The 16,040-nt window shown below is 66.4% G+C and carries 4 protein-coding genes; all 4 read right to left on the bottom strand.

Features of this window, described 5'->3' with window-relative positions:
- Positions 1-158 precede the first annotated feature (158 nt).
- The 4 genes from VT03_RS05985 to VT03_RS05970 all read right to left on the bottom strand — a co-directional run bounded on the left by VT03_RS05985 (position 159) and on the right by VT03_RS05970 (position 16,015).
- Entirely contained in the window at positions 159-9,956 is a 9,798-nt protein-coding gene (locus VT03_RS05985; RefSeq protein ID WP_075092152.1) for a VIT domain-containing protein, read from the bottom strand.
- A 102-nt stretch (positions 9,957-10,058) separates the two neighbouring features.
- Positions 10,059-10,718: an RNA polymerase sigma factor gene (locus VT03_RS05980; RefSeq protein ID WP_075092151.1), complete on the bottom strand. Its 660-nt coding sequence runs from the start codon at positions 10,716-10,718 to the stop codon at positions 10,059-10,061.
- 603 nt (positions 10,719-11,321) lie between these two features.
- The gene (locus tag VT03_RS05975) at positions 11,322-13,907 is read right to left on the bottom strand and encodes a heavy metal translocating P-type ATPase (RefSeq protein WP_075092150.1); all 2,586 of its coding nucleotides are present in this window, start codon (positions 13,905-13,907) and stop codon (positions 11,322-11,324) included.
- 623 nt (positions 13,908-14,530) lie between these two features.
- On the bottom strand, positions 14,531-16,015 hold the full coding sequence (locus VT03_RS05970; RefSeq protein WP_156514320.1) for a hypothetical protein: 1,485 nt from the start codon (positions 16,013-16,015) through the stop codon (positions 14,531-14,533).
- Positions 16,016-16,040: the final 25 nt, after the last annotated feature.

Here is a 16,040-nt window from a genome sequence, read left to right as displayed (position 1 = left end):
CGACGAAAGGAGAGAGCCACAGATGCACGCAGATGAACACGGATAAGAGGCGTCCCCTGAAAGAAGACGCTCGGGATGCGGCTTTCGCGTCTCCCTCTCCTGATCTGTGTTCATCTGTGTTTATCTGTGGCTCATTTCCCCTCCCCGGAATCCGACACTCACTGCGAAAGCGAAGTCTCCAGCCGGCGGACCTCTTCCTGCAGGTTGTCGAAGCGGCTTGGCCACTCCTTCTTCCGGTACTGCGCCAGGACCTCTTTCGCCCGTCCGAACTGCTTGACGTGAACGAGCGCCTTCGCGAGCTGGATCAGGCCGGTCGGCTCGAGCTTCCGCAGCTCCGCGACCTGCTCCCAGTGCGGAATCGCCTCGTTCCAGCGGTCCTGCGTCTGCCGCAGCTCCGCGAGCGCCGCGTGGTGCTCCGCTTCGTTCGGAGCGGACTCGACGATCGATGTCGCCGCCCGTTCGGCCAGGGACGAGTCTTCCTTCGATCGCTCGGCGAGCTGCTTGAGGAGGTCGAGGTTGTGCCGGTCGAGGTCGATCATCCCGAGCAGTTGCCGGACCGCCCCCGGCTTGTCCCCCTTGGCGTCATAGCACGCCAGGAGCGCCTCGTTGATCGCGCGGTTGTTCGGCTGGAGCTGACGGGCGAGTTCGTACTGCGCGATCGCCTTGTCCCAGGCCATCCGGTCTCTCCACGCCTTGCCGATGGCGGCCCGAATGATCGGACTGTCCTGGCCCGATTCCCGCGACTTGGCGTCGACCGTCGCAACATAGGCGTCGAGGTCTTTGGCCGACGCGACGACCGACTCCAGAGCCTCGATCGCCTGCCGCCGCTGATCGTGGCGGGGGGACCAGCAGACGATCGCCCCCGACGCCGCTTCGACCGCCGCGGCCGTGTCGCCGAGCTGCGAATGGATCGCGGCCAGATGCTGATACCAACGCGACAGCGTCTCGTCGCCGATGCCGCGGTTGGCTGACTCCCGCTGCCGCCGCTGGATGGCGCCGGTGTAGAGATCCCGGGCCTCCTGCGGCAGATCGCTCCGCCGACAGGCATCCGCCATCTGGGCCATGGCGTCGGCCGTCCAGCGGCCCTTCTTCTGGAAGTCCGCCCGCGTCCGGTCGTAGAGCTCCTTCACCTGCTGCGGCCGTTTCGACTCGTGGTAGCAGATCAGGAGGTCGGTCCGGTGGTTGAGGTTCTCCGGCTCGCGGTCGACCAGACCTTCCAGCAGCGGGGCCGCTTCGGCGTGGCGGCGCTCCTCCATCAGGTAGTGGACGAGAGTGTCGATTCCGCGATCGTCGAGGAGCCCGCGGCGATGGGCGATGAACAGGACCTCGATCGCCCGCGGCTGGGCGTTGAGCCCTCGGAAGAGGTACTCGGCCACGTACTCGATGATCCGCGGCGAGTTCTTCTCGGCAGCGAGGACTTCTTCGGCGACGCGGAGGAAGTCCGCCCGCTTCTCGCTCCAGAAGTAGCCGTAGTTGGCGCGGGTGAAGCTCTGGTTCCGCGCGTCGCGGGTCAGGAGCTCCTTCCGCAGGTAGCTCAGGACCAGTTCGAGGAGCGGCGCTTCCAGGTCCCCGATGTCGCCGATCTCCGTGCGGAGGGAGGCCATCTGCGAGCCGTGGTAGTTCCAGCCGTCGCTGTAGGAGTACTGGAACCAGACCGGATACTTCTGGAGCGACCGGAGCAGGAACCGCAGGTCCTCCCGCCGGTCGAGATGCTGCCGCACGATCGAGGAGACCTGGGAGATGTCCGAGTCGTAGTTGTGCATCGACGGCGTCAGGAGCCCGGGCAGCGTGTCGAAGGCGAACCGCGAGAGCAGCGGGCGGGCATTGGGCAGCCCCTTCTGCGAGGCGGTCGAAAGGAGCTGGGTGGTCTCGACGATCCGCGAATACCGCTCGTTGTCCGCCGCGGCCCGGATCCGGTCGAGCGACCGTTCATACAGCGCGGTCAGAAGCGCTTCCCCCTCGCCGAGCGAAACCCGGCCGTCGTGCTCCAGGGCGTGGACCCACGTCGCCCACCGCTCGGACTCGATGGCGGGCCGCTGATCCTCGGGGAGTGCCGCGAGGATCTTTTCGAGCAACTCCTCGGCGGTTGTGTACTGCCGGGCATCGCGGAGCTGGCCGAGGTATTCGCCCAGGACACCGTTGAGGGCTACCGGCCAGATCCCCATGTCCTGCTGCAGGCGGTCCCGGATCGCGTTCGACAGGAGCATCAGCGCCGCCGGCCGGCCGGTGTTCGGCCGGGGGAAGTCCATGTCGTACCAGTAGCGGATGTGGGCAAAGTCCGCCGTGACCGCGAGCGCCTCGTCGCTGAGCGGCGGCGAACCGGCGATCAACTCGCGGAATTCGCGGTGGCGTTCTTCGGCCAGTCCCGGATGGGCGATCTTCCGCAGGTCCTTGAGGACGGCGGACATCATCCGGCGTTCTCCCTCCTGCCAGTCGCCATCGAAGGCCCGGCGGAAGGCGGCGAGCGCGGCCCGGGCGTGAACGTCCGGACTGTTGGGGACTTCGGCCGACCGCCGTTCCACGATTCCTTCGATCAGATCCAGGGCCCGCAGGTCGAGCCGTCTGGCGCGGCGAAGGATGTCGGCGTCGGGAGCGGTGTCGGCAATCGCGGCCAGCGCGGCGGCGGTCTCCTTTCGGACCAGCCGAAGTCGCTCCAGGATCTCATCCGCGGCCGCCTCCTTGAGGTCCCACAGGACCTGCCCGTCGAGGTGCTGGAGCGTGCCGTAGATCCGTTCCCGCGTCCGGCCGATCGTCAGGTCGGGGACCATCCGCAGCACGCGGAAGTCCCGCGTCGCCTGGTACAGCGTCCGGATCTGGTAGAGGTAGTTCTCCGGATGGCTCGCCTTCGCGAACAGCGCCTGGACGGCAGCGAGGAGCTCTTCGTCGAGGTCTCCCCCGTGGTTCGTGAAGCGGTTCTGCTGCTGGCCGATCCAGTTCGAGAGCCGCCACTCCTCCATCTGCTCGAACTTCGCCAGCCGGGTCCGTTCGAAGTCCCCCTTGCGATTCGCGGCCAGGTACAGGTCGGCCAGCATCGCCAGATCGGGGGGCGTGAGGGGCGCACCCTTCTGGACCTCCTCCAGCAGCGCGATCGCGCCGGGGACGTCCCCCCGCTCCGCCCGGATCCGGGCCAGGACCAGCCTCCAGACGGGGGCCTGCGGATCGTCCGCGGTCCACGCCTTGAGCGACGTCTCGATGTCGTCGACGCGATCCAGAGCGACAAGGAACTGGTACTTTCCACTCTTCCAGGCGGCGGTCGCCGCTCCCCCCTTGGCGATTCCGGCGTCGAGGTATCTCAGGACCTTGTCGGCCCAGTCCTTGGGAGCCTTGTCCCGGGAGGCCAGGAAGAGCGAGGCCGCGAGGGCCCGGGAGCGGAGCAGCGTCTGCGACAGCTCGTGGGCCACGCGGTCCGGCCCCCAGTCTTCGTCGTTCTCCGGCATCGCTGCCGGCGCCGGTCCGAGCCGTTCCTGCATCTCGCCCCAGACCCCTTCGAGGTTCTGCTCCAGGAGGATGTCGAGACGGGCCCGTTCCATCGTGAGCCAGCCGGCCCGGTCCGCATCGGCCCGCTGCGCCTCCGCCTCGCTCTGGAGCCGCTTTGCCAGGTCCTGGCGGGCCGTCTTCTGAAACTCGGTCTGCTTCTCCTGCAACTGGGTGCGGGTCAGCTTCTCGGTCTCGCCCGAGTCCGTCAGCTCGGTCATCCGCGCGGCCTGCCGACCTGCCAGCATCTTGTCCACGAGCGTCTGTAACCGCCCGAGCCAAACGTCCAGCCGCTGCGGAGCCTCCATCCCGGCGCCGAACCGCGGGAGCTGCGCGAACAGCTCCGTTTCGATCGCCTCCGTCCAGGGGCGGGCCAGGAGGGCTTCGTACAGTTCCGATCGCTCGGACTCGATGTAGTCCCCCAGGTCCTTCTCGGGTCGGGCTTCCAGATCGAGGTCCGCGGGACGGGCGGCGAGCGCCTCTTCAGCCCGCTGCAGGCGGGCCCGCAGGAACGGGAGGTGTTCCGTGTCGGCGAAGTGCAGGGCATAGATCGACGTCAGCGTCGCGGCGATCGTCCGCCGGTCCTCGGTCTTGGGCTCCGCGTCCCAGCGGGTCCGGAGCGTCTTCGTCAACGCCGCCCATTCGGAGAGCGGAATACTTTCGACCTTGAGCCGATCGGGCCCCTCGACCATCACGCACCGGTGGTTGAGGACGAGCTCCACGAACGCGTGGACCGTCGTCGCCGGGAGCGTCCCGGCCGCCTCATTCAGCCGCAGGCGGATCAGCCCCCGCACGCGGTCGGCCGCATCGGTCCCCTGGAACCGGTGATGCGACACGATCTGCCGCGTCACGTCGCTATGGTCCGGGTGCTTGACGAAGTACGCCGCGGTCTCCTCCAGAGCGGGGGACCACTGCGGAACGAGGACGTTGCGACTCGAAATGTGGGAGATGTCCCCCAGCGCAAAGCCGACTGCCGCACTCAGCCGGGCTCGTTCGGGTTCGGTCAGTTTCCGTTCGACCCGCGACGCGGCGAGCCACTGGCGGACCTGTTCCTCCGCCTGAGCGATTTCGTCGTTGTAGATCCGGGCGCTGAGATACTCGGAGTACGGCTCGGCGAAGGTCGGGTTCTGCTCGATCCAGCCCGCCACATGCCGCAGGAGGTCTCCCCAGCGGGTGTCGTTCCGCAAGAGGCGGGCCCGCGTGGCGTGGATGTCGCGGTAGGTCCACTCGTTCCAGCCGAGCGGCCGCTCATGCTTCCCGGCTCCGTAGGCGAGCGTGCGGTCGAGCCATTCGTACGCCTCCGCCTTCTTCCCCATTTCCCAGAGGGCGGTGGCGCAGACGGTCTGTTCTCCAACGTCACCCGGGAGTTCGGCCGCGGACTCCTTGCGGAGCGCCACGGATTCCTCCAGTCGGCCCGTGTAGCGGAGACACTCGACCTGCCGCCGCTTCCATTCGTGGAGACCGACCGCCGGATCGGGCTGCCGCTCGTAGACCGGCCGGGCCTTTTCGACGAATTTTCCATATTCATGCCATCCGCTGTTCGAATAGAAGGTGTCAAGGATGTGCTGCACGCGATGGAGGGCCTCGCCGGACATGTCGGTCAGGGCCGCATCGAGCCGCTGCATGAGGTGCCCACGGACCTCTTCGTGCCGGCCGGCGACCTTCTCCAGCCCGATCCGCAACCACGGCAGACCGGGCTGTCCCGCCTGGGAGGTCTCGATCGCGGCCAGTTGCTGGAACGCGTCGTCCCACTGCTGCCGCGCCGTCCGTTCCGCCAGGATCAGCAGGCGGTCGGTGAGGCTGGCGGTTCCATCCGCCGCTCTGGCCCGGGCGGCGGCGAGCTTCGACATCGGCTGCGTCCACAGCAGCGTCCGTTCGCGGACCGCGAGCTCGGCCTTGTAGCGGCGCTCAAATTCGTCGGCCGCCAACCGCTCGATCTCAATCGTCGCCGAAGCGATCTCGAACCCGTCGCCGTCGCGGGTCATCGACTTGCGGGCGAACCACAGGCCGGCGACTTCGACGAAGTCGCTGAACTCGGAGGTGCTCAGGAGCTTGCCGTCATGGAGAGCTTCCTGCTTGAGGATGTGCTTCTTCTCCGTGTCGATCGTGACCCGGAACACGACCTTGGCGTCGTCGCGGGAGGTCAGCGTCAGGACGGCGCGATTCGCCTCGGGCCGTTCGATCGTCGGGACGTGGTTGCGATACATCCGCGTGAGGTCGAGCGAAGCCAGGACCGAATCGAGCCGCTCGCCATCCCGCTTCTCCGCCGGCCGGGTCACCCCGAACGGAAGCGACACGGTCAGGACGCCCCGCTCCTTGCCGTCGTGCCAGTGGATCGTCGTCGGATTCCCCTGGCCGGTCTCGCGGTCGAGCCACGTCGTCCCGCGGCGGAGTTCCCGATGGGTCGTTCCCTCGATCATCCGCCGCCAGCCTTCGTGAAAATTGCGGGTTGTGCGGACCACTTCGAGACCGTCCGGGAGAGCCTGAAGGGTTTCCGCGCGGTCGAGGAGCCGCGCCAGCTCCAGGGCTTCGGCGGTCCACCACGACGGCGGCCGGACCGGCTTCCGTTCCGCCAGCACCGGGGGCAGCGTGGGGAACAGGCCGAGCCATTCGATTCCGATTCTGGGGTACGCCTCCCGCTTCGCCCGGCCCATCGCGGTCAGCGAGAACCCCACCTCTTTCAGCGAGACAGTACCCCGTCCGATCGCATACTCGCTGGAGAACGCGCCCAGCCGTCCCCACGGAAGTTCCGGGGAGGAGCCATCCATTCCATAGGGATCGAGAATCGACAACGGCGTTTCGGCCTCTCGAACCGAGTACCGCTTGGCGGCCGCGGCGAGCTCCGCTCCGTCCCACAGCGGACTGACGTATTCGGCATCGCTGTCTCCGAGTGCCTTCTGAAGGGCGGGAAGCGCGGTTTGGAAATCGCGGCTCACGTCGAGGCCATCGGCGTAACCATCGTTCTTCGCGTCCACATCGAATCCCAGGTATTCGCCGCTCATCGGGGCAGCGCTGGGGGCGAACGGCGCGTTCATCTCCTGACGGAGGCCCAGTTCCGAAAGCTGCTTGCGCTCCGACACCAGATCTTCGATGGTGCCGCGGCTTTCCAGCTGGAGGCTGTCGTAGAAGACCTCTCCGGACCCGGCGTAGCCTCCGCTGAACCGCGAGAAGTAGTTCATGCCGGACTCGTCCGCGGACCAGCTGTCCGAACTCAGGGAGCGTCTGTCGAACTGGATGGAGCTGAATCCCCGCCGGACACGCGCGTCCGGCATTTCGCGTCCCAGCCGCGCGTACGCCGTCAGGATCTGCCGCCGCAGTCCCTGCCGCCACGCTCCCGCCCGCTGCATCTGCTGCTGGGCCAGGTCATAGCGGACCGCCGCTTTCCCATCGGCAAAGAACCGCTCGCCGTCCCGCATCTCGTACCGCTTCTTCACGCCGAACCGCTCCCGGTCTGCGTCCGACTCTAGGACGAGCAGCGACGTGTAGCGGGTGATGATGTGGAATTCTTCCGACAGGCGGATGATCTCGTCCTGCAGGAACGGGCTCGATCCCTGGAGCAGAAGCTGGTCGAGGTGGGCCCGGGCCCAGAGCCGCGGGATGAACGAGTTTTCATCGGGCCGCTCCTCGTTTGCCGCCGCCGGGAGCGAGATCCTCGCCGCGTATCGAACCGTCTCGCCGCCTCGCGTGCCGGTGACGATCACTTCGCCCGACTGGGGCGCCCCGTCCTTGTTCGGTTCCGGCAGATACCGGCCGACAAGGATCTGCTGCATCCCGGCCGGGAGGTTCGGCAGCCGTTCCGGGTACATCGCCGCGACGCGAAGCCCCTTGAACTCGACCGCCAGATCCTTGAGGCCTGGCTGGAGGATCTCGTTGAGCAGCTCATGAGCGACGACGGGCGGCGTCTGGTCGCCCGTGATCTGCCGCATCGAGCCTCCGCCGATCGCGGCCATCGCCTTGAGCGAGACCGTTTCATAGGTGCTGCCGACCGACACCGAATGAATCGTCGGCATCGGCTGCTCTTTCCCGTCGACGACTTTCCGCCGCGTCGCCGCGAGCTGCCGGACGCGGGCGGCGAACGCCTGGGGATCGGAGTTCACCCCCGCCACGATCCCATCGCCGACATAGACGATCTGCGGCACAGAATTGCGCTTCGTCTCCGTCATCAGGCCCTGCGCTTTGTCGAGGGCCGAGGCGAGCCCCTTGTCGAGATCGGACCAGCCGAGCGACGCCCGCTCAGCGAGCTTCGACTGGACCTGGGCGAGAACGTCGTCCTTCTGCGTCATCGCCTCGGGGAATAGCCACGCCGTCTCGACGTCGCAGACACCAATATTGAACCGGTCCTTGGGCCCCAGGGCGGAGAGGAGCGCGGTGACGAACTCGGCCTGCGTCTTCCGCATCGCCGAGTCCATCGAGCCGGAGGTGTCGCACAGGATCAGGAAGTCAGCCGGCTCCCCCTTCGGCAGGACTTCCCGCTGCCAGTTCCCCTCTCCCGATGGCGGCATGAGCTGCAGCATCAGGTAGCCGTCATCCCCCCGCCGGTGCGGAATGGCCACGACCTGCGAGTTCGTTCCGTCGACTTCGCAGACGACGTCGAAGTCCCGCTGCGGCGTGAACTCCTTCGCCGTGAAGTCGAGCCGGGCCGAATGGGGTGTCGCCTGCGACCGGCAGGGATAGCTGGGGCAAGTGACGCTCTTGAGCGGCAGGGCCGAGTGGACGTTCACCTGGACCGACAGCTCCCGCAGGGGGAACTTCTGGAGCAGTTCGCTCCGCAGTCCGTAGGAGTATCGGTATCGGTTGGCCCGCAGCGGGAGGACCTGCGTGTAGGTAATCTTGATCCGCTTCTCCGAGAGCGGCTCGATCGGGAAGACCCGGGCCTTGAAAATGTTGCCGCCGGCCCATTCGAGCAGGCCGGGGTCGCGGTTCTCGCGGAGGATCGTCTCGAAGATCTCCCGCGCCCGTTGCTTCTCGACGATGTCCGCCTCGACGAGCTGATCGCCGATCCACATCCCGAAGCCGCTGATCGACGCGTCCTGCGGGAGCGGGAAATGGAACTGCCCCTCCAGCCGGCTCTTGGTCCGGTTGACGAACGTCTCCTCGATCGTCGTCCGGGCGATCTGGTCCCGGATGTCGATCGTCACCTTGTGCTCGCCGACCGTCAGCGGCTCGTTCCGGCCGTCGACATTGACGATCAGCGAGCCGATCGACTCGTTGCTCGTCGCCCCTTCGAACCCCTTCAGCCACAGCGGAGCCTCGGCCACCTTAGCCAGCGTCTCGTCCTTCGTGACGCGGAACAGGTGTTTCCCGCCAGCGATCCGCTCGCTTCCATCCTTCGGACCCAGCAGTTCGAACGGCGTTTTTTCGCCCCCGCCCTCGCCCCGATCGATCTGGCACTCGCCGCTCGTCAGCCGGACCTTGCCAGCGTCCTGCACTTCAAGGAGTGAGTCCGGACCGATCGTGAGTGTTGTCCCGCCGGTGAGTACGACCCGGGCCGCGTTCGCTCCGCGGGGGCTTGTGCGGATCCAGTCTCCCTGCTGCAACGGGACTTCGCGGCAGACGACCGTCCAGCGGTCCGAGGTGAGGGGCCGGAGGGTCACGATCCCCTGCACATCGGTCACCTTGCCGATCCCCTCGACGTTGAGGGTGTCGGCCACGGCGAACAACGTGTTCGCCAGCGGCGGATTGAGGGCGACGAGCGTCAGCTCGGCGAGCGGCGGTCCACCAGCCGGTGCCTTCGCATCGCGGGCCGTGATCCCCAGGAACTCGTGGGATTTAACATCAGCATAGAGGTCGATCCGCAGAGACCGGTCCTCCTGCACGACGCGGCGGGTGAAGGTCCAGGCGTCGCGGCCGGCGAACGACTTGCGGCCCGAGGGGCGGAGATGATCGAACGTCGGCCGCTCCCGCGGATCGATCCCCAGCAGCCCCAGGAGATCGACCGCTCCGTCCGGCCGGACCCAGTGGCGGTCGTCGGAGGCGGCCGCTTCGGTCGAGTCGCCGTCGATCTGCCAGAAATTGCTCCCGCGGGCCACGAGATACCGCGTGGGGCTCTCCTCGACCCGGACGAGCCCTGGATGCTGCACGAAGACGTTCGAGACGAGCCCGTCCCGCGCGATGCTGAGCTGGAGTGTCCGGGCGTCGACGACGGGTCGCAGGACGTCCGCCAGGGCGAGGTTCGCCGGGACGACGGAGTCCGCGGAGAACCACATCACGAGGACAGCGACGGCGGCCGAGACCGTGGCCAGCAGACGGGTTACAGAGAAGAACATGGGACGACTCCCGGAAGCGCGGGGGAGAGGTTGGGAATGAGTTGGGCCGACCGGCCGAGAGGGCTCGGCGTCGGCAGCCGACGGGAACAGGTTGCCGGCCAGGGCGGCGATGCGATCGAGCGCCGCCGGATCGACCGGCGCAGCGTCTTCGGCAATCGTCCGGAGCAGCCGGCCGATCTCCTGGTCATCGCGGTCGTGGGCGGGTTCAGTGGACAACGGTTGGGTGCGTCGTGCGCAGGGACAGAACGGGATGAAAGAACAGGGGCTCAAACTCCAGATAACCACCGGAGTCAGCCATCGAAACAGATGGGATCGCTCTCATGAGGCGTCCTCCGACGGGGGATGACGCGGCTTGGGTTCGGCGGCCACCTCATCCCACCGGGCCAGCCGTTCGTATCGTTCGCGAAAATCCCGTCGAGCGCGGGCCAGCCGGGAGCGGACCGATTCGACCGTCCCGCCGTCTCGGGCGACGAGGTCTTCGACGCTCAGGTCATCGAGGTACTTGCCGCACAGGACGAGCGCCGCTTCGGACGGCAGCTCCGACAGGACCCGTCGGACCAGTTCCGCCGATTCGCTCTGTTCCAGGAGTCTCGCTGGATCGTCCGCCTCGGTCAGGCCCGCCTCCCCCGGCCCGCTTGCGAGGACGAGCCTCGACTGAACGAGCCCGGTCTGAATGAGACGAGGGAGAGCGGAATGCCGGGCCGCGGCCGCCCAATACTGTGCGACGTGGTGATGGGCGATTCCGAGGAGCCACTGGGCGAGCGGACCGCGACCGGCGTCATAGTTGCGGGCGGAGTGGGCGGCGGCCACGAAGGTTTCCTGGACGATGTCGGCCACCGCCGAGCGGTCGCTGCCGACGAGGCGGGCGACGTAGCGCCACACACGTTCGCTGTTGTGCTGGTACAGCAACGTCCACGCCTCCCGATCGCCGTTCTGCAGTCCGCAGGCCACGGCGCGCTCGTCCCATGAGTCAGGCAATCATCGCTCGCGGCGACTGGATTTGGAGTCAGAAGGGATTGGCGAGATGACGCGGGAATGTGTCGCGGAATTCCGGAAAGTGGTCAATGAATTGACGGAATTGCGGAGGTCGGGGGGCGGGGATGGAGGTCGGAAGCCGTTTCTCGTGAAGAAATCGCGGCGAATGAAAGCGGTCCGCGATGGATTGTCCCGCTGGCTCAAACCGCGTTCTTGCCGGCGCAGCTCCGATCGCTCAAACCCAATGTGCCACGGGAGCCTGGGGTCAAGGGGGCCTCGCCCCCTTGCCGCCGGAGGCATTTTCGTAGCGGAACCGTGGCAGACGACGGACGTTCCCTTTGTGGGACCAGCTATGAGGACTCCTTCACACCACACCGCTCGCTTTGCAATCCCCGCGGGTTGGTGAGAGGGCATACGGTACGGTGTCCGCGCTTGGACACTCACTCCTTCAGACGTCTCTCGAGGGCCAAGCCTCCGGCGGGCAAAGGGGCGTTGCCCCTCTGCACTCCCCACCAGGGTGCCCCTGGACCCGGTTCGGCCAGAATTGGGCGACCATCGATCGGCGAATCCACCCGTCCGCGATACGGCACCCCGCCCCCTTCGCAGTCAAACACGGACGTGACGCAGCCGAAGGGAATTCGCAATGACGCTGACGGAGCTAAGGCTCATCGCCGCACTCGCCCAGATCGGCGACACCCAGCCCAGGGCGGCGGCAGGAATGCAGATCGCATTGTAGGCGAACGCCAGGACGAGATTCTGGCGGATCGCCGCCGACGTGCTCCGGCTCAACCGGATCGCCCGGACGATCCCCCGCAAGTCCCCCTTCACCAGCGTCACCCCGGCGCTCTCCATCGCGATGTCCGTGCCCGTCCCCATCGCGATTCCGACGTCCGCCTGCGCCAAGGCGGGGGCGTCGTTGATGCCGTCGCCGGCCATCGCGACCGTTCGTCCGCTCCTCTGCAGTCCCTCGACGATCTGGCTCTTGGCCTCCGGAAGAACGCCGGCCCGCACCTCATCGATCCCGAGCGCGGTGGCGACCGCCCGGGCGGTCTGCGGGTGGTCCCCCGTGGCCATCCAGACCTGGAGCCCTTCCGCGCGGAGATCCCGCAGCGCCTCGACAGTCGTCCCCTTGATCGGATCGGCCACGCCGATGAGCCCGGCCAGCTGGTTGTCGATCGCCACGGCCATCACGGTCTGCCCCTCGCTTCGGAGGGCGTCCCACTGCAAGGTCAGGGAAGAGGCGTCGACCGACAGTTCCTCGAGGAGCGACGCATTGCCGATTGTTACCTGCCGGCCGCCGCTCGTTCCGATCACTCCTTTGCCGGTGACGGAGCGGAACCCCGGAACCTCCGCGACCCCGACCTGCCGTTCCTTCGCGGCGGCCACGATCGCCCGCGCCAGGGGATGTTCGCTCTGCAGTTCGAGCCCCGCCGCGACCGACAGGATTTCGCTCTCAGAGAAACCCGCGGCCGGCGTGACGCCCGCCAGCTTCGGCTTTCCTTCGGTCAGCGTCCCGGTCTTGTCCACAATCAGGGTGTCGACCTGCCGGAGCCGATCAAGCGCCTCGGCGTCTCGAAACAGCACCCCCATCGAGGCTCCCTTGCCGGTTCCGACCATGATCGCCATCGGCGTCGCCAGACCGAGCGCACACGGGCAAGCGATAATCAGGACCGCCACCGCGTTGAGAAGCGCGTGAGCCAGCCGGGGCTCGCTTCCCCAGACAGCCCAGCCGAAGAACGTCACGACCGCCGCCGCCAGCACCGCCGGGACGAAGTAGGCCGCCACGCGGTTCACCAGCTTCTCGATCGGAGCCCGGCTCCGCTGAGCCTGCCCCACGAGATGCACGATCTGAGCCAGCAGCGTGTCGCTGCCGACTCGCTCCGCCCGCATCACGAGTCCCCCGGTCCCATTGACGGTCCCGCCGACGAGTCGGTCGCCGGTCCGCTTGTCGACCGGCATCGGCTCGCCGGTCACCATCGATTCGTCGACCGCACTCTCCCCTTCTTCGACCAGGCCGTCGACGGGAATCTTCTCGCCCGGCCGGATCCGCAGGCGATCATGGACCCGCACGTCCGCCAGGAGGACGTCGGCCTCGTTCCCGTCCCGGATCACCCGGGCAGTCTTGGGGGCGAGGCCCAGCAGCGCGCGGATCGCCGCCCCGGTCTGCGAGCGGGCCCGCAATTCGAGAACCTGTCCGAGCAGGACCAGGACCACGATCACAGCGGCACTGTCGAAGTACGGCTCCACGCTCCCGCCGGGACCGCGGAAGCCTTCGGGAAACGCCAGCGGAGCGACGGTCGCCGCCACGCTGTAGAGGAAGGCCGCCCCGACGCCGATCGCGATCAGCGTGAACATGTTGGGGCTGCGGTGAACCACGGAATTCCATCCGCGGACAAGGAACGGCCAGCCGCACCAGAGGACCACCGGCAACGACAGGACCAGTTGCAGCCAGTTGAGTGCCCCCATCCGGGCGTGCAGGAAGTGGGCGAGGGCCGGGAACGGCAGCATCGCCCCCATCGCGATCAGGAAGATCGGAGCCGCGAGCGCCGCCCCGATGACGAACCGCCGCCGCATATCGACGTATTCGGGATCGGCCCCCTCCTGGAGCGAAGGCTGCATCGGCTCGAGAGCCATGCCGCACTTCGGGCAGGATCCGGGACCGTCCTGGACGATCTCCGGATGCATCGGGCAGGTGTATTGGGTGCCGGGGACCGCGGGAGCGTTGTGGAAGTGGGCGTGGGGCTTCGAACCGAGATACCGCTCGGGATCCGCCCGGAACTTGGTGTAGCAGCCAGTGCTGCAGAAGTGGAAAGTCTGCCCCTTATGGACCGCCGTCTCTGCGGCCGACTCCGGCGCGACCGTCATTCCACAGACGGGGTCGATGGCAGCCACTTGTGCATGAGAGGCGGGCTTCGTCCCGCCGGCACCGCAGCAGCCTCCCTTCGCCATCCCCTCTGGCGAAGCCGGCCGGCCTGAGCCCGCGTACTGCTCCGGATGAGCGACGAACTTCGCGCGGCAGCCCGCGCTGCAGAAGTAGTAAGCCTGGCCTTCGTACGTAGTCGTACCGGCAGCCGATTGCGGATCGACCGACATCCCGCAGACCGGATCGATGTGTCGTTGTCCCAGAACAGGGAGTTCCGGAACTCCACTATGGCAGCAGCCGTTTCCAGCCGAGGAGGGATCGTGAGACATGAGAGGGGCTCCTGATCGCAGGCGGGTCGGGGGGACCAACCTCCGTCCGTACGATACGGCCTGGACCACACTCCAGGGTCAAGAGTCGAAGCGCCGGTCCGGAAGGGAATCCGGTCTTCCTTGCCGCGACGCGGGAAACGGATCTCTGGCGGGGGGGCGCGCACACCGCGGGCCTGAGGCGGACAGTCGCGACGTATTCCCCTCTACGAAATTCAGGGAATCAGCAAAGCTCGCCGTGAACGCACCGTAACCGGGTCCGTTCATTCTTCTGGCGATCAGCCCGTAAAGAAAAAAGCGGAGAGGGAGAGACTCTCCGCATTCCTTCAGCTCCAGCTGTCTCGACCCACCGCTCTCAGCCGTCCGAGATGCGAAATCATTGGAAATTCGTTCGATCCTGTGGATCGTTCCCCTGCGGCACCGCGCCGCAGAGTGTTGTGTTCGTTTGGAGCCCCTGTGCACCACTCGTGCACCAACTGTGCACCAGCTTTGAGAACAGAGTTCCTCGTACCACTCTGAATCACAATCTACGCGACTCTGGCCTTTCGTAAAGGCCTCTTTCTCATGCTGCGTTGTCGACCTTCGCCCGACTCGCAGTTGCTTGCCGAATCGTCGATCGCACCGCCCTACCGCGGGAACAGCTCCTGGCTCCGCCGGTCAAGTGCTTCCAGAAGCGGCATGATGAAGCGGAAGTACTTGTCCATTTCGGTGACTGGATCGAGAGGCTGGTAGTCGTTCAGGATGTCGCTCGTGGCGTGCAAAGTCAGATAACGGCGTTCCAGGTGCTGAACGCCGGCACGACTCATATCCGTCGTCACGGCCCCGCGGAGATCGTACGGTCGGATCCCGGAAGCAACTCCCGCCTGATCGAACAACGCGCGGATCTCCCGATGGATCATGTCGCCCGTGACAGCTCCGCACTTGCACAGGAGATTTCGTATGACTTGTTTCCTGTCTTGATCGGTTTGTACTTCCCCCCCCTTCGCGGCCGCCAAGCGGGCGTCGCACAGCGAACGGAACTCGTCAGCCGAGCGAAACCCTTTCCGATTCCGACTTGAGCACTTCCTACGCAGGAACATGGGCCCGGCAACGCGGCCTGCCTCAGCCATCCGCAGTATTGCGATGATCTGCGACGGGAGAGGCATGACAACGTCCACTCGCCCTTTGTTGAAGTCGTTTCCTCCGAGTCTGGTTCCCAGTCGCCAAGTCCGGTTTGCCAGGTCGAAGTCCGAGATGATCGCCCCCGAGACATCTTCAGTTCGCGTGGGGAGGACGAGCAGCGTGCTGAGATTGACCAGCTGCCATCGATCCATGTGGCCGACAATCTCGATTCGCTTCTCCATCGGAAGCACACACTCGCGCAACGGGTTCTTGATCGGCTTGGAGCCGATGATGTCCCGGGTGACCGGGTTCACGAACTCAGACGGGAGCATTCGCACGTAGGGGCTGACCGCCCAGTTGAGAGCCATGGCCAGTGTCTGGAGGCAGTGGGAGACCTGCCTCGATGAGATCAAGTGTTTTTTCGGCGCGAAGTCGGAGCCGTTTCTGGAGACCAGCTGCTGAGCGAGATGGGCGCGCAGATCGGTCGCGAACGCGAGATCGATATCTGCGGCCAGCGGCCATTTCCTTCGGCTCTCGCGCAGATCCGCGAAGTGCAGCACCGGGCACAGACGGCCCTGATAGGATTTCGCTGTGCGTTTTCCTCTCTTCTTTTTGACGTGGGCCAGGTACTCATCCACGATCTCCGGCAAGGTCGCTCGAGGAGTGCTCTTGCGATTGCGATTTCTCTTCCGAGCTTCCGATGGCGGCACGAATGTCCCATCGCCGAGGCTGGTCAAGAGGGTCAGGAGCTTCGCACGTGCCAACTTCTCGTCCGCCCCCAGGTTCATACCGTACTGACGTCCCCCGCGCCGCAGGCGGGCAAGGAACTTCCCGCTTCGCATGTAGATTTGGACGCGTTTGCCATCGTTGGCCTCGTGCTCGTGTTCGCCCATCAACACCGCCTTGACCATCTTCCTGGCCGCGTTGCCACTCGCTGGAGACTCGGTGAGCACGGAAGCGTATTTCCCGCGTTCCGGTTCACGACCACATCTGTTCTGGGTATCGTCCATCGTCCCGTCTCATCATCCTTGAGAG

Source organism: Planctomyces sp. SH-PL14 (assembly GCF_001610835.1).
Classification (GTDB): Bacteria; Planctomycetota; Planctomycetia; order Planctomycetales; family Planctomycetaceae; genus Planctomyces_A.
The sequence above is the reverse complement of the archived record's forward strand: the minus strand, read 5'-3'. Positions and strand labels throughout refer to the sequence as shown.

Bases quoted from the DNA above. Each gene is read 5' to 3' on its own strand.
- VT03_RS05970 (WP_156514320.1), bottom strand. From the start codon at position 16,015: ATGGACGATACCCAGAACAGATGTGGTCGTGAACCGGAACGCGGGAAA.
- VT03_RS05975 (WP_075092150.1), bottom strand. From the start codon at position 13,907: ATGTCTCACGATCCCTCCTCGGCTGGAAACGGCTGCTGCCATAGTGGA.